Annotated in this window: 18 protein-coding genes and 1 pseudogene; 10 read left to right on the forward strand and 9 right to left on the reverse strand. The window is 71.5% G+C overall.

The genetic code is table 11. The features are described 5' to 3' along the window. Positions 1–34 precede the first annotated feature (34 nt). From EDD92_RS12885 to EDD92_RS12895, 3 genes are all read left to right on the forward strand, one after another. On the forward strand, positions 35–730 hold the full coding sequence (locus EDD92_RS12885) for a DUF2293 domain-containing protein (protein ID WP_123964431.1): 696 nt from the start codon (positions 35–37) through the stop codon (positions 728–730). A gap of 879 nt (positions 731–1,609) precedes the next feature. After that, complete coding sequence (locus tag EDD92_RS12890) at positions 1,610–2,089, forward strand: DUF1772 domain-containing protein (protein WP_123964432.1); 480 nt, start codon at positions 1,610–1,612, stop codon at positions 2,087–2,089. A 142-nt stretch (positions 2,090–2,231) separates the two neighbouring features. Then, positions 2,232–3,719: a glutamate synthase subunit beta gene (locus EDD92_RS12895; protein WP_123964433.1), complete on the forward strand. Its 1,488-nt coding sequence runs from the start codon at positions 2,232–2,234 to the stop codon at positions 3,717–3,719. 16 nt (positions 3,720–3,735) lie between these two features. On the opposite strand, the gene EDD92_RS12900 is transcribed toward EDD92_RS12895, so the two are convergent. Further along, a complete protein-coding gene (locus EDD92_RS12900) occupies positions 3,736–4,215 on the reverse strand; it encodes a carboxymuconolactone decarboxylase family protein (RefSeq protein WP_123964434.1) in 480 nt (159 codons plus the stop codon). Between the two features lie 47 nt (positions 4,216–4,262). On the opposite strand from EDD92_RS12900, the gene EDD92_RS12905 reads away from it, so the two are divergent. Next, on the forward strand, positions 4,263–5,735 hold the full coding sequence (locus EDD92_RS12905) for a PLP-dependent aminotransferase family protein (RefSeq protein WP_123964435.1): 1,473 nt from the start codon (positions 4,263–4,265) through the stop codon (positions 5,733–5,735). An 18-nt stretch (positions 5,736–5,753) separates the two neighbouring features. Here EDD92_RS12905 and EDD92_RS12910 read toward each other — a convergent pair. The 3 genes and pseudogenes from EDD92_RS12910 to EDD92_RS12920 all read right to left on the reverse strand — a co-directional run bounded on the left by EDD92_RS12910 (position 5,754) and on the right by EDD92_RS12920 (position 7,652). After that, positions 5,754–6,449: pseudogene (locus EDD92_RS12910) on the reverse strand (SAM-dependent methyltransferase). A gap of 87 nt (positions 6,450–6,536) precedes the next feature. Next, positions 6,537–6,791, reverse strand: a complete 255-nt coding sequence (locus EDD92_RS12915; RefSeq protein WP_030933216.1) for a DUF397 domain-containing protein — start codon at positions 6,789–6,791, stop codon at positions 6,537–6,539. Beyond that, positions 6,792–7,652: a helix-turn-helix transcriptional regulator gene (locus EDD92_RS12920; RefSeq protein WP_123964436.1), complete on the reverse strand. Its 861-nt coding sequence runs from the start codon at positions 7,650–7,652 to the stop codon at positions 6,792–6,794. A gap of 229 nt (positions 7,653–7,881) precedes the next feature. Here EDD92_RS12920 and EDD92_RS12925 point away from each other — a divergent pair, with 229 nt between their 5' ends. The 3 genes from EDD92_RS12925 to EDD92_RS12935 all read left to right on the forward strand — a co-directional run bounded on the left by EDD92_RS12925 (position 7,882) and on the right by EDD92_RS12935 (position 11,080). Then, positions 7,882–8,520, forward strand: coding sequence for an ATP-binding protein (locus EDD92_RS12925; protein WP_123964437.1), 639 nt, complete (start codon positions 7,882–7,884; stop codon positions 8,518–8,520). Then, the gene (locus EDD92_RS12930; protein ID WP_123964438.1) at positions 8,511–8,951 is read left to right on the forward strand and encodes a hypothetical protein; all 441 of its coding nucleotides are present in this window, start codon (positions 8,511–8,513) and stop codon (positions 8,949–8,951) included. The genes EDD92_RS12925 and EDD92_RS12930 overlap by 10 nt, the downstream gene beginning before the upstream one ends. 272 nt (positions 8,952–9,223) lie before the next feature. Beyond that, positions 9,224–11,080 (forward strand): ABC transporter ATP-binding protein, encoded by a 1,857-nt coding sequence (locus tag EDD92_RS12935; protein ID WP_185124407.1) that lies wholly within the window; start codon positions 9,224–9,226, stop codon positions 11,078–11,080. Between the two features lie 21 nt (positions 11,081–11,101). Here EDD92_RS12935 and EDD92_RS12940 read toward each other — a convergent pair whose 3' ends face one another. The 3 genes from EDD92_RS12940 to EDD92_RS12950 form a co-directional block, all read right to left on the reverse strand. Beyond that, positions 11,102–11,287 carry a hypothetical protein gene (locus tag EDD92_RS12940; RefSeq protein ID WP_123964440.1) on the reverse strand — a complete coding sequence of 62 codons (186 nt, stop codon included), beginning with the start codon at positions 11,285–11,287 and terminating at the stop codon, positions 11,102–11,104. A gap of 274 nt (positions 11,288–11,561) precedes the next feature. Beyond that, complete coding sequence (locus EDD92_RS12945; protein ID WP_123964441.1) at positions 11,562–11,777, reverse strand: hypothetical protein; 216 nt, start codon at positions 11,775–11,777, stop codon at positions 11,562–11,564. Between the two features lie 125 nt (positions 11,778–11,902). After that, positions 11,903–13,255, reverse strand: coding sequence for an amidohydrolase (locus EDD92_RS12950; protein WP_123964442.1), 1,353 nt, complete (start codon positions 13,253–13,255; stop codon positions 11,903–11,905). Between the two features lie 137 nt (positions 13,256–13,392). Between EDD92_RS12950 and EDD92_RS12955 the strand changes: the two genes are divergently transcribed. Beyond that, complete coding sequence (locus EDD92_RS12955; RefSeq protein ID WP_123964443.1) at positions 13,393–14,346, forward strand: endonuclease/exonuclease/phosphatase family protein; 954 nt, start codon at positions 13,393–13,395, stop codon at positions 14,344–14,346. Between the two features lie 6 nt (positions 14,347–14,352). Here EDD92_RS12955 and EDD92_RS12960 read toward each other — a convergent pair whose 3' ends face one another. Beyond that, the gene (locus tag EDD92_RS12960) at positions 14,353–15,321 is read right to left on the reverse strand and encodes an SMP-30/gluconolactonase/LRE family protein (RefSeq protein WP_123964444.1); all 969 of its coding nucleotides are present in this window, start codon (positions 15,319–15,321) and stop codon (positions 14,353–14,355) included. Positions 15,322–15,461: 140 nt separating this feature from the next. Beyond that, complete coding sequence (locus EDD92_RS12965; protein WP_123964445.1) at positions 15,462–16,235, reverse strand: class I SAM-dependent methyltransferase; 774 nt, start codon at positions 16,233–16,235, stop codon at positions 15,462–15,464. A gap of 167 nt (positions 16,236–16,402) precedes the next feature. On the opposite strand from EDD92_RS12965, the gene EDD92_RS12970 reads away from it, so the two are divergent. Both EDD92_RS12970 and EDD92_RS12975 read left to right on the forward strand, forming a co-directional pair. Next, positions 16,403–17,608 carry a sensor histidine kinase gene (locus EDD92_RS12970; protein ID WP_123964446.1) on the forward strand — a complete coding sequence of 402 codons (1,206 nt, stop codon included), beginning with the start codon at positions 16,403–16,405 and terminating at the stop codon, positions 17,606–17,608. Further along, the gene (locus EDD92_RS12975; protein ID WP_123964447.1) at positions 17,605–18,231 is read left to right on the forward strand and encodes a response regulator transcription factor; all 627 of its coding nucleotides are present in this window, start codon (positions 17,605–17,607) and stop codon (positions 18,229–18,231) included. The genes EDD92_RS12970 and EDD92_RS12975 overlap by 4 nt, the downstream gene beginning before the upstream one ends. Positions 18,232–18,233: the final 2 nt, after the last annotated feature.

Here is an 18,233-nt window from a genome sequence, read left to right on the forward strand (position 1 = left end):
AGTCCGGAGTGCCGTCGGGGGGAAGGAAACACTTATGGCACGTCTTGCAACGCCTGCACCCCGCACCGGGCTTGTCGTCTTCCAGCCGCTCAAGAGACGGCACTGCGGGGAGTGTCATGCGGGGCCGTTGCCGCTGCTCGTGCTCGAGGAGGGGGCACCACGGTGTCTCGACTGTGCCGACCTCGGGCATCTGGTGTTCCTGCCGCGCGGTGACACCGCGCTGACCCGGCGGTCGCGGGAGGAGAGTGCGCTGTCGGCGGTCGTGGTGCGCTTCAACCGGCGCAAGTCGCGGTACGAGCGGCAGGGCGTCCTGGTCGAGGAGGCGGGGCTCGCCCGGGCCGAGGAGCGGTGCCTGGCGGACGCGGAGGCGCGGCGGCGGCGCCGGGTGCGGGACGCCCGGCGGCGGATCACGGAGGACCTGCGGTTCACGGAGGCGTTCGCGGCGGAGATACGACGGATGTTTCCCGGCTGCCCGGCGGAGCGGGCCCGGGCGATCGCGGCGCATGCGTCGTTGCGGGGCAGCGGGCGGGTGGGCCGGAGTGCGGCGGGGCGGGCCCTGTCCGAGGGGGCGGTGGTCTCGGCGGTCGTGGCGTCCGTACGGCACGTGGACACGCGGTACGACCAGCTGCTGATGAGCGGCGTACCGCGACACGAGGCCCGGCGACGGATCGGGGCGGCGGTGGAGACGGTGCTGCGGGGGTGGCGATCGGAAGAGGCGGGGGTCGGTTGACCCGGGGCGGGGGCCGCCGGGTGCGGGGCGGGATCGGTCGATGAAAGGCCGGGGCCCGTTGGCGACGGGCCGGCGTCCCGTCACCGAGAGTCCGGGGTCGTAGCCAAAGGCGGGGGCCGTTGACGAAAAAGATCGGGTCGGTCCAGGAAAGCGGGTCCGCTCACGAAGGACCGCGGTCGCTCCACGAAAGGCCGAGGCCGTCGGCGACAGGCCGAGGTCGATCGGCGAAGGGCGGAGGCCGTCGGCGACAAGCCGAGGTCAATTCAAGAAGGGCGGAGGCCATCGGCAAACACCGAGGCCGATCGACAAAGGCCGAGGTCGCTCCACGAAAGGCCGAGCCCCCTCGGCGACAGGGCGAGGTCAATGGAAGAACGGGGGAAGCCGTCGGCGACAGGCCGAGGTCGAAAGACCGAGATAGCTCCACGAAAGGCCGAGACCCGTCGGCGACAGGCCGAGGGGCATTGAAAAAGGCGGAGGCCATCGGCAAAAAGCCAAGGTCGATTGACGAAAGGCGGGGCCATTGACGCGAGACGGGGGTTCGTTGGCGAAGAACCGGGCTCGGTCGACCAAAGGCCGTGACTCAGTCGCGGAAAACCCGGGCACGCCGGCGAGAGGTCCGGATGTGCCGGCGACAGGCCCGGCACGGTCGGCGAAAGACACGGAACCGTCGGCGAATGGCACGGAGCCCTTGCCGAAGGGAGATCGGGCGGCAGGCGGCCCGCCGGCGCCGCGCTCGCGGCCGGCGGCCGCCGGATCACGGCTGGACGCGCGCGTATGTGACCGCGTTCTTCGGCCATGGTCACTGTGCTCGTACGGGAATTCACTTGTGGTGACGGGAGGTGCCGGGGAAGATCTCGGCTCTATGCGGGAGTGGACGACATGATCGATGGACCGTATTTCTGGCTGACGGTGCTGGGTGTGCTCGGGACCGGTCTGGTCGCCGGGGTTTTCTGCGGCTTCTCGACGTTCGTGATGAAGGGGCTCGCCGCGCTGCCGCCCGCGCAGGGCGTGGCCGCGATGAACGCGATCAACGTGACCGCGGTGATGCCGGCGTTCATGCTGGTGTTCGTGGGGTCGGCGGTGCTGTGCGCGGTGCTCGCCGTGGTGACGTTCGTGCTGTGGCCGGACGACGGGAGGGTGGAGCTGCTGGTGGGCAGCGCACTGTATCTGTTCGGCTCCTTCGGGGTGACCATGGTCGCGAACGTGCCGCGCAACGACGCGCTGGCCAAGCTGGACCCGGGCACCCCGGAAGCCGCCGCGTACTGGCCGTCGTACATACGCGAGTGGACGTTCTGGAATCACGTGCGGATGGTCGCCTCGGCCGGTTCGGCGGTGGCGTATGTGCTGGCGCTGACCTGAGTGCTGGAGGAATCCTGCGAAAGGCGGGGCGGAAAGCGCTGTCCGTCCCCTCTGCGCACGGGGCCGTGGAGTCGTATCGTGGCCGAAAGAGTGCCGCCCGATGACGCACGGCTCGTCGTACGCGTAGGCAAGGAACACGGCCATGGCCGATCCCAAGGGATTCATGACCACGCCTCGCCAGGACTGGCCCCGCCGCCCGGTCGCGGAGCGGGTCCAGGACTGGGACGAGGTCTACGTCCCCGGGGCGCTGCTGCCCATCATCAACAAGCAGGCCGACCGGTGCATGGACTGCGGCATACCGTTCTGCCACGACGCCTGTCCGCTCGGGAATCTGATACCGGAGTGGAACGACCTGGTAAGCCGGGACGACTGGCGGCAGGCGGCCGACCGGCTGCATGCCACGAACAACTTCCCCGAGTTCACCGGGCGGTTGTGTCCCGCGCCGTGCGAGGCCGGGTGTGTGCTCGCCATCAACCAGCCTGCGGTCACGATCAAGAACGTCGAGGTCGCCATCGCGGACCAGGCCTGGGAGCTGGGGTTCACGCCGCCGCGGCCGCCGGACCGGCTGTCCGGGCGGACCGTCGCGGTGATCGGGTCCGGGCCCACCGGGCTGGCCGCGGCCCAGCAGCTGACGCGGGCCGGGCACACCGTCGCCGTGTACGAGAAGGACGACCGGCTCGGCGGGCTGATGAGGTACGGCATCCCCGAGTTCAAGATGGAGAAGCACCATCTGGACCGGCGGCTGGAACAGATGCGGGCCGAGGGGACCAAGTTCCGTACCTCGACGGCGGTCGGGCAGGACGTCGGCGCGGCGGAGCTGCGGGCCCGGTACGACGCCGTGGTGATCGCGACAGGGGCGACCGCGTGGCGTGAACTGCCCGTACCCGGGCGGGAGTTGGTCGGAATTCAGCAGGCGATGGAGTATCTGCCGCTGTCCAACCGGGTGCGCGAGGGGGACTTGGAGAGTTCCCCGATGTCCGCCGCCGGAAAGCACGTCGTCATCGTCGGCGGCGGTGACACGGGGGCCGACTGTCTGGGGACCGCGGTGCGTGAAGGGGCCGCCTCCGTCACGCAGTTGGACATCTACGCCCAGCCCGGCGCCGAACGCGACGAGGACGCCGAGCCCTGGCCGACGTACCCGAAGATCTACCGGTTGTCGGCCGCGCACGAGGAGGCGCGGGATCTGGAGACGGCGCCGGCGGCGGATGCGGACGCGCGGCTGTTCGCTGCGTCCACGCTCCGCTTCACCGGCGACGAGAGCGGGCATGTGCGGTCGCTGCACCTGGTCGAGGTGGACGCGGCCCGACGCCCACGGCCCGACACCGGGCGGACGCTCCCCGCCGACCTCGTGCTGCTCGCGCTCGGCTTCTCCGGACCCGACCGGGAGGACGGGCTCGTCGATCAGCTGGGGCTGGCGATGGAGACCCGCGGGACGATCACCCGGGATGCAGGGTTCGCGACGAACGTGCCCGGTGTGTTCGCGGCCGGGGATGCCGCGCGGGGGCAGTCGCTGATCGTGTGGGCGATCGCGGAGGGGCGGGCGGTGGCGGCGGCCGTCGACCGTTATCTGACCGGGAGTTCGCGGCTGCCGGCGCCCATCGGGCCGTACGACCGTCCGATGACGGTGTAGGAACCCTCGGCCCGCCCTAACGGCGCCGCTCGTCCGTCCCTGCCACCTTGCCCGTGGAGAGCGCCACCCGGTTCCAGGTGTTGATCGTGAGGATCAGGGCGAGTACGTGGGCCAGTTCCTGCTCGTCGAATTGGGCTGCGGCCTGTGCGTAGACCTCGTCGGGGACGCCGCCGTCGGCCACCAGCGTCACCGCCTCCGTCAGGGCGAGGGCGGCCTGTTCCCGCTCGGTGAAGAAGTGGCGGGCCTCGCGCCAGACGGCGACCATGTGCAGCCGGTCCTCGCTCTCGCCGGCCTTGCGGGCATCGGCCGTGTGCATGTGCAGGCAGTACGCGCAGTGGTTGAGGTGCGAGGCGCGGATCTGGATCAGTTCGACGAGGGCCGGGTCGAGCCCCTCGCGGGCAGCGGCGTCGAAGCCGATGAGCGCGCGGAAGACCTTCGGGGCGGACTTCGCGAAGTCCAGGCGGGCCGTCGTGATGTGCGTCGTGTTCGTCGTCATGTCCTTCAACCTACGGGCCGGAAAGACCGGCTGTAGGGTGCATTTTCGTGGGGAAATCGTGGGTCAATTCCGCTGAGCGGATCGGGGCCGACCTGCATCTGGAGCTGGCCGGGTCGGGTGGGCGGCGGGCGGCGCTCATCGGGGCGTTGCGCGAGGCCGTGCGCAGTGGGCGGCTCGCTCCGGGCACCCGGCTGCCGCCCTACCGCTCGCTCGCAGCCGACCTCGGTGTCGCCCGCAACACGGTGGCCGACGCGTACGCGGAGCTGGTGGCGGAGGGCTGGCTGACCGCACGTCAGGGGTCGGGCACACGGGTCGCCGAACGTGCCGAACCCCTGCGTCACGCCGCCCGCACGCCCCGGAACGCACCTGCACGCGCGCGTGGGTCAATGGCTCCTCCACGCGCGCGTGGCCCTCGCCACGATCTGCGCCAGGGCACCCCGGACGCGTCCGCGTTCCCGCGTGCGGCCTGGCTGGCGTCCTATCGGCGGGCCCTGCAGCAGGCGCCCAACGAGGTGTTCGGTCCGGGCGATCCCGCCGGCCGGATCGAGCTCAGGGAGGCGCTCACGGAGTATCTGGCACGCGCGCGTGGCGTGCGCACCGAGCCGGACCGGATCGTGATCTGCTCCGGTTTCGCGCACGGGCTGCGACTCCTCTTCGGCGGCCGGGACCGTGTCCTCTCCGGACCGCTGGCCGTGGAGGCGTACGGCCTCCCGTTTCACCGGGAGTTGCTCGCTGCCGCCGGTGTGCGGACCGTACCGCTTCCCCTGGACGACCAGGGCGCACGCCTCGACCGGCTGGCGCGGGAGCGGGCCGTTCTGCTCACGCCTGCGCACCAGTTCCCGACCGGGGGGCCGCTGCACGCGGAGCGCAGGGCCGCGGTGGTGGACTGGGCACGCGCGCGTGGCGGCGTGGTTGTGGAGGACGACTACGACGGGGAGTTCCGTTACGACCGCAGGCCCGTCGGGGCGGTCCAGGGGCTCGACCCCGAGCGGGTGATCCTGCTGGGCTCGGTCAGCAAGAGCCTGTCGCCGGCGGTGCGGCTGGGCTGGATGGTGCTGCCCGGGCGGTACGTGGACGGTGTGCTCGCGGCCAAGGGTGAGCGCGAGGCGTGGGCGAGCGTCCTCGACCAGCTGAGCCTTGCCGACTTCATCGGCTCCGGTTCGTACGACCGTCATGTGCGGCGCATGCGGCTGCGGTACCGCAGCCGTCGCGACCGCCTCGTCGCGGCGCTCGCCGCGCAGGCACCTCACATCGAGGTCACAGGGGTCGCGGCGGGGCTGCACGCGGTGCTGCGGCTGCCGCCCGGCACGGAACGGTCCGCCGTCAAGGCCGCCGCCTGGCAGGGAGTCGCCCTGGACGGGCTGTCCGAATTCCGCCACCCGGCAACGGACATGGCGGCTCAGGACGGCCTGGTCGTGGGGTACGCGACACCCTCCGAGCATGCGTACGGGGCGGCGTTGGAGGCACTGTGCGGGGTGCTGCCGCCGGAGACGGACAAGCCGGGTCCCGCCTCCGGATGAGCCGCCGCGCCGGGGCGGTCAGGGCTTGGGTCCCACCGCCCCGTACCCCGGAACCAGCCCGCGTCCCTGACCGGGAACCGGCTCCACCCAGCGCGGGATGCCACAGCTGTGGCGCCTCGACGCCGGGCTCGATCATCTCCAGGCCGTCGAAGAAGCGCGTGAACTCAGCGCGGGAGCGCAGTGCCAGGGTGACGCCGACGGCCTTGAGCTGCTCGGTCGTCGCGGCCTTCGGCTCCTCGGGGGTGAAGTCGGCCGTCGCGTGGCCGGCCACCAGGTAGCTGCCGGAGGGGGGTTCGGACAGCAGCCGGCGGACGCGTTCGTGCGCGCCGTCCTCGTCGGGGACGAAGTGGAACAGCGCGATCAGCGAAAAGGCCACGGGGCGGCCGAAGTCGAGGATCTTCTTCGCCCCGTCGAGGATGGCATCCGGGTCGCGAACGGCGGCCTGCAGATACTCGGAGACGCCGTCGCCCGTGCCACACAGCAGGGCGGCGGCGTCGGCGAGCACGATCGGGTCGTTGGCGCAGTAGACCGGGACGGCCACCGCGTGGCGCGGTGCATGAACGCCCGGTCGACCCGCGCCATCACCGGCACCCGTGGGTCGAGGGCGAGCATCCGGCGCCCCATGGCCTCGTCCGCCGGGCAGTTGTCCTCGCCGCCGAGGTATCCGTCGTACATCCGCGCGGGAAACGGCTTACTGGTGTCGATCTCAACCATTTATTGATGATCCATCAGTTCGCAATCAGGCCTTGGTTCACAATCAAGACGTTGAGCAAGTGTCCGAGCAGGCGTCGGACCAACACGTCACGACAGCAGGAAGTCCGCCTCCCCCGCCTTGGCTCCCTCGATGAACGCCGTCATCTCGTCGGTGGTGTAGATCAGCGCCGGCCCGTCCGGGTCGGTTGACTGGCGGACGGCGATCCGGCCGTCGGCCAGCTTCATCGCCTCCAGGCAGTTGCCGCCGTTGCCGCCGCTCCACGGCTTGAGCCAGCCCTCGCTGCCCAACTCCCGCGCGGGCATGCCGTTGTAGACGTGTTTGCGCGGCTTGATGCGATCCATTCACAGCTCCTTGCGGAGATCCTCGAGGATCTCCTTCGTGCGATGTGCCGTAGCGGCCTGCGCCGCCATGCGGTCCATGACCTCGAGGTGGCTCGCCACCTCGGCGCGCACGTCGAGATAGACGGCGCCGGTCAGGTACTCGCTGTAGACCATGTCCGGCAGTTCTGACATGGCAAATCGGAACAGCACGAAGGGCCCGTACGTGCCGGGGTGCGGGCCGCCCGCGAAGGGCGCGACCTGCACGGTCACGTTGGGCAGCTTCGTGGCCTCGAGCAGTCTGTCGATCTGGGCACGCATCACCTCCGGGCCGCCGACCGGGCGGCGCAGCGCGGTCTCGTCGAGGACGGCCCAGAAGCGTGGCGCATCCTGACGGGTGAGCAGTTCCTGGCGTTGTATGCGCAGGGCGACATGGCGCTCGATGTCCTCGGGGCTGGTCTGGCCGATCGCACCCGCCCGCAGGACTCCGCGGGCGTAGTCCTCGGTCTGCAGCAGGCCGGGGACGAAGTGGGGGTCGTAGGAGCGGATGAGGCTCGCGGCGCCCTCGAGGCTGACGTACATGGAGAACCAGCCGGGCAGGATGTCGTGGAACCGCTGCCACCAGCCGGGTCTGTTGGCCTCCTCGGCCAGCTGCACGAAGACCTCGGCCTCTTCGTCACAGACGCCGTAGGACTTCAGGAGGAGCTGGAGGTACGGGATTTTGAGGGCGACCTCTGCCATCTCCATGCGGCGGACGGTGGCGGGGGCGACCCGGAGGATGCGGGCGGCCTCCTCGCGCTTGAGGCCGGCGTGCTCCCGCAGGTCCAACAAGCGACGGCCGAGGACGACTTGACCGACCGTCGGCGCGGACCGCGGTTCGCTCACCCTCCACCTCCCGTGGCCGCTGAGTGTCCAAAAAAGCATGCTGACAGCCATACGGCGCCATTCGAAGACCTTTTCGAAGATCTGTACGGTTTCGTACGGATCTCCGTCGATCCCAACTGGCGCCGTGTGACGTGCTGTTGCGAGCAGTGTGCCACGGCCTTCCACACCGTCACAGGGCACTCTGCAATTTTCAGAGTGACACTTGCCAAGTGTTCACGCCGGGGCGATAGTGGCAAGCGTGATTCCGTCCGCGCCCTTAGGAACAGACGCCGCCGAAGGCCGCCCCCACAGCCTCGGTGCACGCCACGAGGGGGCCCCTGCCGAGCGCCGGTTCCGCTTCGAGCTGGCCGCGCACCCGGCTTCTCCCGCGCAGGCCAGACGCCTGACGAGGGCCCGGCTGAACGTCTGGTCGGTGTGCGAGGACATCTGCGACACCGCGGCTCTGGTCATCACCGAGCTGGTCACCAACGCCCTCGTGCACACAGCGAGCAGTCACATCGTCTGCGAGCTGCGCGACGGCGACGAACTGGTGCGCATAGCCGTGCGTGACAAGGGCTGCTCCCCGGGTGCGCCCCGTGCGTCGCGGGCGCGGCCCGAGGAGGAGCACGGGAGGGGTTTGCTCCTCGTCGACGCGCTGTGCGACGCATGGGGCGCCCATGAGCACGGTCCGGGGCTGCTGGTCTGGGCGGAGCTGCCGCGCCAGGCCGATACGCCCCGCCATGACTGCGGGCCCTGCAACGACCTGGGCTGGGGAGCCCGCCCCAAGCCGGGCCCGGCCGGCGGTTCGGGCGACGAGGACGAGGCGGCCGCACCGCACGGTGGGGACGCACGCCACGGGCAGCACGGGACGGGGGCCGCATGGCGGTGAGTGCTGCCCCCGGCGGCCGGGTGCTGAGCCTGGACACGCTGGTCCGCCTCCGGCGCGGAGTGCGCACGCCGGGCACGCCCCGGCGGCTGCCCGTGCCGGACGGCATGACGGCCCCGATGGGCTGTGACGCGGTGGAGGTGCCCGCCCGCTTCGGCCCGCTGGTGCTGTCCCGGCTGCCGCGCGTGGGGTGCGTGTACGCCGATGCGGCGCACTGGTGGTGGCTCGTCCCGTCCGACTCCGACTACGCACTGGAGTGGCCGACGCCCGCGCAGTACGCCGCCGGGGCGCTAGTTCCGGACGCCCCGGCGGTCCCCGACCTCATCCACCGGCCGACCGGCACACTCCCCTACACCCCGCCGATCCCGCTGTATCTGGCGCTGTGCAGGGTGACGGGGACGACGCCGACGTGGTCGCGGCCGGCCGTCGCATGACCCGCGTGGTTGCGTAAACATCGCGCCCTTGCAGGGCGCACGCCCGCGCGCTCGTCCCACCGCGGCATGCGCTCTCCCCCGGAGGGTCCGGTCCCGCGATAGTGGCCGTTCGTCGACGTGGATCGGGGGAGGCCGACGTGGCGGAATCACGGGACTCGGGCGGCCGCGGGAAGGCACGGGGCTCGGGCAGGCGGGAGAAGAAGCGCGGCGACGGCCCGCCCGAGGTCTCCGAGTCGGAACAGCTGCTCTTCGGTGGGCCGTTGCGCTACGACCTGGGCTGGAACCAGCACCGGGACGCGTTTTTGGAGCTGAACTTCCGGGCCATGGTGACGCGGCTGCCGGCCCTGCTCTGCTCCAGTTTCCGGCTCGCCTGGCAGGCCGACCGGCGGGCGGCGCGGATCGTGCTGGCGGCCGAGGCGGGCCGGGGTGCGGCCCAGGCGGTGGGCCTGCTCGCCATGAACAGCGTGCTGGGGCGGCTGATCGGCGGCGGTGCGATCGGGGACCGGCTGCGCGACGCCGTACCGGTGCTGGCCGCGATGGCCGCCGTGGCCCTGCTCGGAGCGCTGCTGCGGGGTGCGTCGACGTATGCGACCGGACGCCTTGAGCCCAAGGTGGAGCGGGTCGCGACCGAGCTGTATCTGGAGCGCGCCGCGGCGGTCGAGCTGGCCGCGATCGAGGACCACGCCTTCCACAAGCTGCTGGACACCGCGCAGTACGGCGCCGGATCGGCACGGCGGATGATCTCGTACTCCACGCGCGTGGTGAGCGCGCTGATCTCGCTGATCGCGGCGGCGGGGGTGCTGACCGTGCTGCACCCCGTGCTGCTCCCGCTGCTGGCGACGATGACGCTGCCGACCGCGTGGAGCGCGCTGACGAACGCCCGGCGGCGCTACGAGTCCTGGCACACCTGGGTGCAGCATGCCCGGGCCGGCTACCTGCTCAGCGGCCTGCTCACCGAACCGGCCGCGGCGCCCGAGATCCGGGTGCACGGCGTCGGCCCCTTCCTGCTGCGGCACTATCACGCCATGTCGGAGACGGCGGAGGCCGAGCAGGCGCGGCTGGCCCGCCTTGCGGCACGCACCGGGCTGATCGCCGCGGCCTGGACGGGCCTGGCGAACGTGGCGACGTATGCGACGCTCGGCGGACTCCTGCTCGCCGGGGCGATGGCCCTGTCCGTGGCCGGTACGGCGGTGATCGCGATCCGCACCGGCTCGTCGAGCCTGGACAACCTGGTCGTGGCGGTCAACTCGCTCCACGAGGACGCCCTGTTCGTGGGCGATCTGCAGAAGCTGTACGTCGAGGCGGCCGAGCGGGCGATCCCGGTCGGCGGCGACCCGCTGCCCGAGGACCCGCGGGAGATCCGCTTCGAGAACGTCACGTTCAGCTACCCGGGAGAGTCCACCCGCCCCGCCCTCGACGACATCACGCTCACCCTCCCGCTGGGCCGGATCGTCGCGCTGGTCGGTGAGAACGGCTCCGGCAAGACCACTTTGATCAAGCTGCTCGCGGGCCTGTACAAGCCGGACGGCGGCCGGATCCTGTGGGACGGCGTCGACGCGGCGACCGCGGACCGGCACCAGCTCGCCGAGCGGGTCGCGATGGTGGCCCAGGACTTCAAGCGCTGGCCGTTCACGGCCCGCGTCAACGTGGCCATCGGCCGCTCCTCCGCGCCCCTCACCGAGGAGCGCATGACCACGTCGCTCACCGAGGCCGGCGCCGAGGACGTGGTGGCCGATCTGCCGCGCGGCCTGGACACGCTGCTGGCCCGCCAGTTCAACGGCGGCCACGAGCTGTCCGGTGGCCAGTGGCAGCGGCTCGGCGTGGCACGGGCCGCCTACCGGCGCGGCCGGATCCTGGTCGTGGACGAGCCGACGGCGGCCCTGGACGCGCGCGCCGAGCTGGAGGTCTTCGAGAAGATCCGCGCCCTGGCCTCGGCCGGACAGACCGTCGTGCTGATCACCCACCGGCTGGCGTCCGTACGCCACGCCGACCTCGTGCACGTCCTCGACCAGGGCCGCCTCGCGGAGTCCGGCACCCCGGACGAGCTGCTGGCGAGCGGCGGTATCTACGCGGAGCTGTACTCGCTCCAGGCCGAGCAGTACACGGCGCCGGTGCCGAAGCCCGGCTGAGCCGGCGCCGGTGCGGAGCGGTCAGGCGACCGCGTCGACGGTCGCCTCGCCGCGGACGACCACGAGAAACATGTCCGTCGCAAGGTCCATGACGACTTCCGCGGCCAGCCCTTCCAGGCGCCGCGCATGCGCGAACTCCTCGGCCGGCCACGATCCCCGCGGCCCGCCCGCGGGAAAGCGTTCGAGCACTGTTCGCCCGTTCACCATCCTGCACCTCCAGAAAGCGTCGTACTTGTAGGAGTTAACGCCTTCCAGGGGCTGAACGCCTCGCTCAGTTGCCGGACTGAGACGTAGTTGACACTCGTTCACCGCGGAGTGTGAGGATCCGGTCACTTAGTGAAGATCCCGGCCACATATCGACTACTTTCTGTTTTATTCCTCGTACTCGGCGTACAGAGGTGCCCGACGGGACGGTCGGCCAGGGTCGTGCGTACGCCGTCGTGTCAGCGGGATCCATGGGATCAGCGCAGGGCACCGGGACTCACGGGTTGGCCGACCGCGTGACCCCCTGAGCGAGTTGGCCGACGACGTGGAAGACGCCCTGGCCGAAGGCGGTCGGGGCGATCAGAACGCCGAAGGCCAGGGCGAGAAAGACGGTCAGCCACGCGTCGGAACGGCTGCGGGCCAGCGGCTTGCGCCGTGCTCGCACGAAGATGACGACAGCGAGCAGCACCGCCACGTCGATCGTGAGCTCCACCGGCCGGCCTCCCGTCAGACGGGTACGTCCCGTACGTCCCGGCCTTCCTGTGTAGCGTGAAACCACTTAGCGCGACTGCCCGATCACCCGCGGTTGGCGCCAAAACGCTTCTCCTGGGCCGATTTCTAGGTCTTGTAATCCTGGATCCGGCGGCCATGGCTGCGATCGAGGAGTGCGGGCATTCGCTCCCCCAGCTCCCGTACCACCGCCGGGACATCGAGGGTGAGCAGCTCCCGATCCCGCATCAGTACCCGTCCGTCGACGATCGTCGTCCGTACGTCGCAGGAGCGGGCGCTGTGCACGAGGGTGGCGGCGAGGTCGTGGACGGGCTGCGTGTGCGGACCGGTGAGGTCGACGAGGACGATGTCCGCGCGCCGGCCGGGGGCGAGGGTGCCGAGAGTGTCGCCGAGGCCGACCGCACGGGCGCTCTGCAGTGTTGCGTGATGCAGGGCTTGACGGGCTGTCAGCCAGCGGGGGTCGCCGGTGGTCTGCTTCTGGATGAGGGCGGTGAGCGCCATCGACTCCCACACGTCGAGGGAGTTGTTGGAGGCGGCGCCGTCCGTGGCGAGCCCGACGGGGACGCCGATTGCGCGCAGGGCACGGATGGGCGTGGTGGTGGGCCAGGCGAACTTGAGGTATCCGCGGGGCGCGGTGGCGACGGCCACCCGGCCTGCGGCGCGTTCGAGCACGGGCAGGTCGCGCTCGGTGATGCCGGTGCCGTGGGCGATGAGAACGTCGGTGTCGAGGATGCCGGTGCGCTCGAGGACCTCGATCGGGGTGACGCCGTGGCGTTCGAGGCTGACGTCGGTCTGGTCGCGGTTCTCGGCGGCGTGGAGGTGGACGGGCAGGCCGTGCGTGCGGGCGAGTTCGGCGGTGGCGGTGAGGTCGGCGTCGTCGACGGTGTACGGCGCGTGCGGGGCGAGCGCGGTGGTGATGCGACCGCCGGCGCCGCCCCGGTGTCGTAGCGCGAACTCCAGGGATTTCTCCCGCCCTTGGGGCCCCTGGGAGGAGAAGTACGCCTCCCCCAGATGGGCCCGGATCCCGCACTCCTCGACCACGGCGGCGACCGCGTCCATGGCGAAGTAGTGGTCCGCAAAACAGGTGACGCCGCCGCGGATCATCTCGGCGCAGGCGAGCCGCGCCCCCAACTCCACATCCTTTTCGGTGAGGTTGGACTCGACGGGCCAGACGACGTCGTTGAACCACTCCTCGGTGGGCAGGTCCTCGGCAACACCACGCAGCGCGACCATCGGGGCGTGTGTGTGGCAGTTGATCAGGCCGGGCATGGCGACCTGGCCGCACCCGTCGATGCGCTCGGCCGCGGCGAGGTGCTCGACCGCGGAGGCGGCCGTCACCGACTCGACGACCCCGTCCCGTACGACGACGGCGGCGTCCTCCTCGAACCCGACCCGTCCCCGATCGTCGTGCACGAGGACGGTGCAGCCGGTGATGACGAGATCGGCGGGAGAGTCGGTCATCCCGCCAACGTACGACGCCGTCGTCAGGTGGCGTGAGCCGAACCGCGCATCCTGTCCCGCCCGGTCGCGGAATGGGCCGGTCTCGGGGACCCTGTCCTCACCACAGCTCGCCGCACGGCTTCTGGAAGGGGCCCGGCATGCTCCTCGGCACCTGGAACCTGGAGAACCTGTACCGGCCCGGCGGCCCCTTCGGGCCCAAGGACAAGGCGGCCTACGAGACCAAGCTCGCCTCCCTCGCCGCCGTGATCACGGAGCTCGACCCGGCGCTGCTCGGCGTGCAGGAGGTCGGCGAGCCCGAGGCGCTGGACGACCTGGTCGGCATGCTGGACGGCGACTGGCATGTCGCGCTGTCCGGGCATCCGGACGGCCGGGGCATCCGGGTCGGCTTCCTCAGCCGTACGGCGGTGGAGGTGGTGGCCGACACGAACGCGTTCCCGGCGAAGCTGCGGCCCGTGCAGGAGGACGACTCCGGTGCGCCGGTGTCGGCGGCGGGGCGTGGCTTCCTGGCGGTCGAGGTGGCGACGGACTTCGGCCCGCTGCGGGTGGCCGTGGCCCACCTCAAGTCGAAGCTGCTGACCTATCCGGGAAACCGTTTCTTCCCCCATGACGAGGGCGAACGGGCCCGCTACGGCGCCTACGCCCTCTACCGGCGGGCAGCCGAGGCGACGACCCTGCGCGCGCTGGCCGACACCCTGCTTGCCGGGGACGGACGCGATCGGGACGTCGCCGTACTGGGCGACCTGAACGACGAGGTGCAGGCCGCGACCACGCAGATCCTGCTCGGCCCGCCCGGCTCGGAGATCGGCACACCGGGCTACGACCATCCCGACCAGGGCGATGCGGAACGGCTGTGGGACGTGGCCCCGCTGATCCCCGCCGAGCAGCGCTACTCCCGCATCAACTCCGGGCGCCGCGAACTGATCGACCACATCCTGGCCGGCCACCGCCTGGTGAAGCGGGTGACGGCGGCGGGGACGGGCCTGCCGGGCGAGGGGTTGTTGCGGCTGCCCTCGGTGGGGCCGGATCCGGCGGACCGGCGGGGCAAGCCGGGGTCGGACCATGCGCCGGTGTGGGTGCGCGTGGGGCCGTGAGTGCCCCTATCCGTGGTTCAGGTGGGCGAGTAGCAGGTTCGGGTCCTTCACCGCGGCGAAGTACGAAGCGCTGGGGACATGGACCGTCCGGCCCCGCACGGCCACGGAGGTGGGGTTGGAGAGCCCGTCCTGCGCTGTGAGCACGACGCTGTGGCTGCCGTCCGGGCGCACCACCACGACCTGGCTGGTGCCGTTCAACGCGGCGAGGACGGTGTTCCCGTGGCGTGTGGTGAACGCGAAGTCGTCGATGCCGTCGAGCCCTGTCGCCCGGATCCCGACCGTGCCCGCGGAGCCGTCTCGGTGTACGGGGATGCGCAGCAGCGTCCCGCGGTCGGTGTTGGACGCCCAGACGGCGCCGTCATGGACCTTGATCCCGTTGACCCCGAAGCCGGTTCCGGACGGGACCGGCGCGAGGGCCGTCGACCTGGCCCAGGCGGTGCTCCGGCCTCCCGTCACCGGGACCCGCCATACGGTTCCCAGCACCGAGTCGGCCGCGTAGAGCGCGCCCCGCTGCTCGTCGAGGGCAAGGCCGTTGGGCAGTCCGTCCGCCGGCAACTGCGCAATCTGCCGGGGCGCGCCGCCGTCGGGTGAGATGCGCCAGATCCCGGTCTCGCTGCTGCCGGTGGCGTAGTTGACGTAGAGCGTCCCGCCGTGGGCGCGGGCGACGCCGAGGACGATGGCGTTGTGGACGATGGGGGTGTTCGGGTTCGCCACGGCGGGCAGGGTGACCCGTCTGCGGATGCCGCCGTGCCGGGTGACGTTGGCGACCTGGCGGGCGAAGGCGAAGGTCAGCTCGGCGGAGCCGTCGGGTTCGAGCGCGATGTTCTCGGGTGTCTCCCCGGCGTCGAAGGCGAAGTGGGCGACGACGCGCGGCTGCGACACGATCGGTGCGTCGCCGGACGCGGGGGCCGATGCGAGCAGGCCGAGGGCGACGGCGGTCGCGGCGATACCGGCCAGGTGCGGGAGTCGGGGCATGAGCCTCTCCTTGGACTGCGGCATGCGCCACCGGTGTGGCGCCAGTCGCAGACTGGGGTGCGCCGGCCGACGGGCGCCGCAGTCGCGGCCGGGAGTTCGCCCGACCGGCCCACGGCCTGTGGGCCGGTTGCCCGAGGAGTTCAGCCCGCCATGACCCGGATCTTGGACTGCCCGTGCGGCAGCTCCTCCCAGTCCGCCATGAACCGGGCCCGCAGCCCGTGCCTCTCGGCCAGCGCGAGGAGCGTCTCGGTGCGGTAGTAGAAGTCCTCCCGCAGCACGTGGTGCTCCTCCCCCTCCGTGCGGTCGAAGGTGAAGTCGAACCAGCCGCCCGGCGCGAGCACCCGCCCGACGTGGGCCAGACACTCCTCGATGACGGACAGCGGGGAGTGCGAGAAGACGCTGTGCGCGTGTACGACGTCGAAGTGGGCGTCGGGCAGGAAGCGCAGCGTCAGGTCGCGTACCGGGGTGAGGGTGGGCAGCCGTTTCTCCAGCCCCATGGCCACGACCGTGTCCTGCGCGGCGACGAGGATGTCGGGCGAGATGTCGATGCCGTAGTAGTGGCCCGGCTCCAGATGACGGATGAACCGCCAGCCGCCGCGCAGATTGCCGCAGCCGATCTCCAGCATGCGGTGCTCGGGCTTCAGTCCGTGGCCGACGAGGTAGTCGAACTGCATCGCGCCGAGCGCCAGCCAGCGCTCCCGGCTGCGGCTGCCGACGGCCGCGTCCGGGTCGGCGCGGGTGTCGGAGCGCATCACGGCGCGGTAGTAGGAGATGTGGTCGGGGTGGCGGTGGCTGAGCCACAGGTCCCGGGCGGCGCGGGCCAGATGGCGGGGCACGCGGTCGGGGTGGCGCAGGGCGTAGGTGATGCGGTGGGTGAGGGCGGCGCGGTTGGCGGTGAGGTTTTTGGCGGGCATCGGCCGTTGCCTTTCCGAGGTGGCGGTGCGGGGGCTGATGCAAGCCTCGGGGCGCGGGCGGCGGGTCCCGCTCGGTCGAGAGGTGCTGCTCTGCGCGCCGTTCGGGCGATCGCGATGTCAGCCGATCGGTTGATGCGATCCACGGCATGCCGCGTTAGACACGGAGCATGGAGAACACCACCGACGGGGACGAGCGCCGGCTGACCGCGGTCGTGCATGCCGCGTTCTTTCTGCTGCTGTGCTCGTCGTTCGTCCGTTACCTGTCCCGCGACCAGGACGGTGCGCGGGCCGGATGGGGGGTGGCGCTGTTCGCGGCCTTCGGGGTGCTCTACGTGCTCGGCCACTTCCTCGCCCCGCCTCCGCGCGCCGGAACCGCGCCCACCACACGCCATCTGACCTGGCTGGCTTCGGTGTCCGCGGTCTGGGTCACGCTTCTGGCCCTCGCGCCGAGCGCCACGTGGTGTGCGATGCCTCTGCTGTTCGCCGGCCTGTACGCGTTGCCGCCGAGGATCGCGGTGCCGCTGGCCGCCGTACTCACCACGTTGGTCGTGGTCTCCGAAGTCCGGGTGGCGGGCGGCCCGTTGAACCCCAACATGGTGGTGGCCCCGGTGGCCGTGGCCGCGGTCGCCACCGCCGTCTTCGTCCATCTGCAGCGCCAGGCGACCCGGCAGCGTGCGCTGATCGACGACCTGGTCCAAACGCGCCGGGAGCTGGCGGCGACCGAGCGCCGGGCGGGCGTGCTGGCGGAACGGCAACGCCTGTCGACGGAGATCCACGACACGCTGGCGCAGGGCCTGTCCAGCCAGCAGATGCTGTTGCAGGCCGCGGAGCGGGTATGGGAAACGGACCCGGACGCGGCCGGCGCACACATCCGCAAGGCGGCCGGAATCACCTCCCGCAGCCTCGCCGAGGCCCGTCGTTTCGTCCACGACCTGGCCCCGGCCGACCTCGCGGAGCACTCGCTGCCCACGGCGCTGAGCGCGCTCGCCGAGCGGGAGAGCGGCCCCGGCCTGACGGTGGCGTTCCGGCTCGACGGCGACCCGCACCGGCTCCCCGAGCAGGTGGAGGCCGCCCTCCTGCGCATCGCCCAGGGCGCCCTGGCCAACGTACGAGAACACGCGGCAGCGACCCGTGCCGCGCTGACGCTGACCTGCCTGGACGATCAGATCTCGCTGGATGTGGCAGACAACGGGCGCGGGTTCGATGCGACCGCGGCCCCCACTGGCGCGGACCGGACACGCGGCCACGGTCTGCCGGCCATGCGCATCCGGGCCCGCCAGTCGGGCGGCACCCTCACGGTGGAGTCGACACCGGGCGAGGGCACGGTCGTGTCGGCCGCGATCCCGCTGACTGTGCAGGAGGCGGTCTCGTGAGTACTCCCGTCCGTCTCCTCCTCTGCGACGACCACGCGGTGGTACGGGCCGGCCTGCGCGCACTGCTGTCGAGCGCCGACGGCATCCAGGTGGTCGGCGAGGCGGGCAGCGGCGAGGAGGCACTCGCCATGGCGGCACGCCTGCACCCCGATGTCGTCCTGATGGACCTCCAGCTCGGCGAGGGCATGGACGGAGTGACGGCCACCAGGCGGCTGACCGCTGAAGGGGCCACACGCGTGCTGGTGTTGACCATGTTCGACACCGACGCCGACATCACCCGCGCCATCGAGGCAGGCGCCACGGGATATCTGCTGAAGGCGGAACGCCCGGACGAGCTCTTCGCGGCGATCCGCAGTGCCGCTTTCGGTCGTACGGCTCTGTCGGCGCCGGTCGCCGACCGCCTCCTGGCCCAGCTGCGCAGCCCGCGCCCCACCCTCTCCGCACGCGAACACGACATCCTCGGCCAGCTGGCCCGCGGCCTGGGCAACCGGGAGATCGCCCGGGCCCTGTTCATCAGCGAGGCGACGGTGAAGACCCATCTGGGACGGATCTACGGCAAGTTGGGGGTGGAGACGCGGGCGGGGGCGGTGGCGGTGGCGAAGGAGCGGCGGCTGCTGCCGTGAAG

Source organism: Streptomyces sp. TLI_185, assembly GCF_003814765.1.
Taxonomy (GTDB): Bacteria; Actinomycetota; Actinomycetes; order Streptomycetales; family Streptomycetaceae; genus Streptomyces.

What these genes read in the sequence shown, in the direction of transcription:
- EDD92_RS12885 (WP_123964431.1), top strand. Translation starts at nt 35, where the DNA reads ATGGCACGTCTTGCAACGCCTGCACCCCGCACCGGGCTTGTCGTCTTC.
- EDD92_RS12890 (WP_123964432.1), top strand. Translation starts at nt 1,610, where the DNA reads ATGATCGATGGACCGTATTTCTGGCTGACGGTGCTGGGTGTGCTCGGG.
- EDD92_RS12895 (WP_123964433.1), top strand. Translation starts at nt 2,232, where the DNA reads ATGGCCGATCCCAAGGGATTCATGACCACGCCTCGCCAGGACTGGCCC.
- EDD92_RS12900 (WP_123964434.1), bottom strand. Translation starts at nt 4,215, where the DNA reads ATGACGACGAACACGACGCACATCACGACGGCCCGCCTGGACTTCGCG.
- EDD92_RS12915 (WP_030933216.1), bottom strand. Translation starts at nt 6,791, where the DNA reads ATGGATCGCATCAAGCCGCGCAAACACGTCTACAACGGCATGCCCGCG.
- EDD92_RS12930 (WP_123964438.1), top strand. Translation starts at nt 8,511, where the DNA reads ATGGCGGTGAGTGCTGCCCCCGGCGGCCGGGTGCTGAGCCTGGACACG.
- EDD92_RS12940 (WP_123964440.1), bottom strand. Translation starts at nt 11,287, where the DNA reads ATGGTGAACGGGCGAACAGTGCTCGAACGCTTTCCCGCGGGCGGGCCG.
- EDD92_RS12950 (WP_123964442.1), bottom strand. Translation starts at nt 13,255, where the DNA reads ATGACCGACTCTCCCGCCGATCTCGTCATCACCGGCTGCACCGTCCTC.
- EDD92_RS12955 (WP_123964443.1), top strand. Translation starts at nt 13,393, where the DNA reads ATGCTCCTCGGCACCTGGAACCTGGAGAACCTGTACCGGCCCGGCGGC.
- EDD92_RS12960 (WP_123964444.1), bottom strand. Translation starts at nt 15,321, where the DNA reads ATGCCCCGACTCCCGCACCTGGCCGGTATCGCCGCGACCGCCGTCGCC.
- EDD92_RS12965 (WP_123964445.1), bottom strand. Translation starts at nt 16,235, where the DNA reads ATGCCCGCCAAAAACCTCACCGCCAACCGCGCCGCCCTCACCCACCGC.
- EDD92_RS12970 (WP_123964446.1), top strand. Translation starts at nt 16,403, where the DNA reads ATGGAGAACACCACCGACGGGGACGAGCGCCGGCTGACCGCGGTCGTG.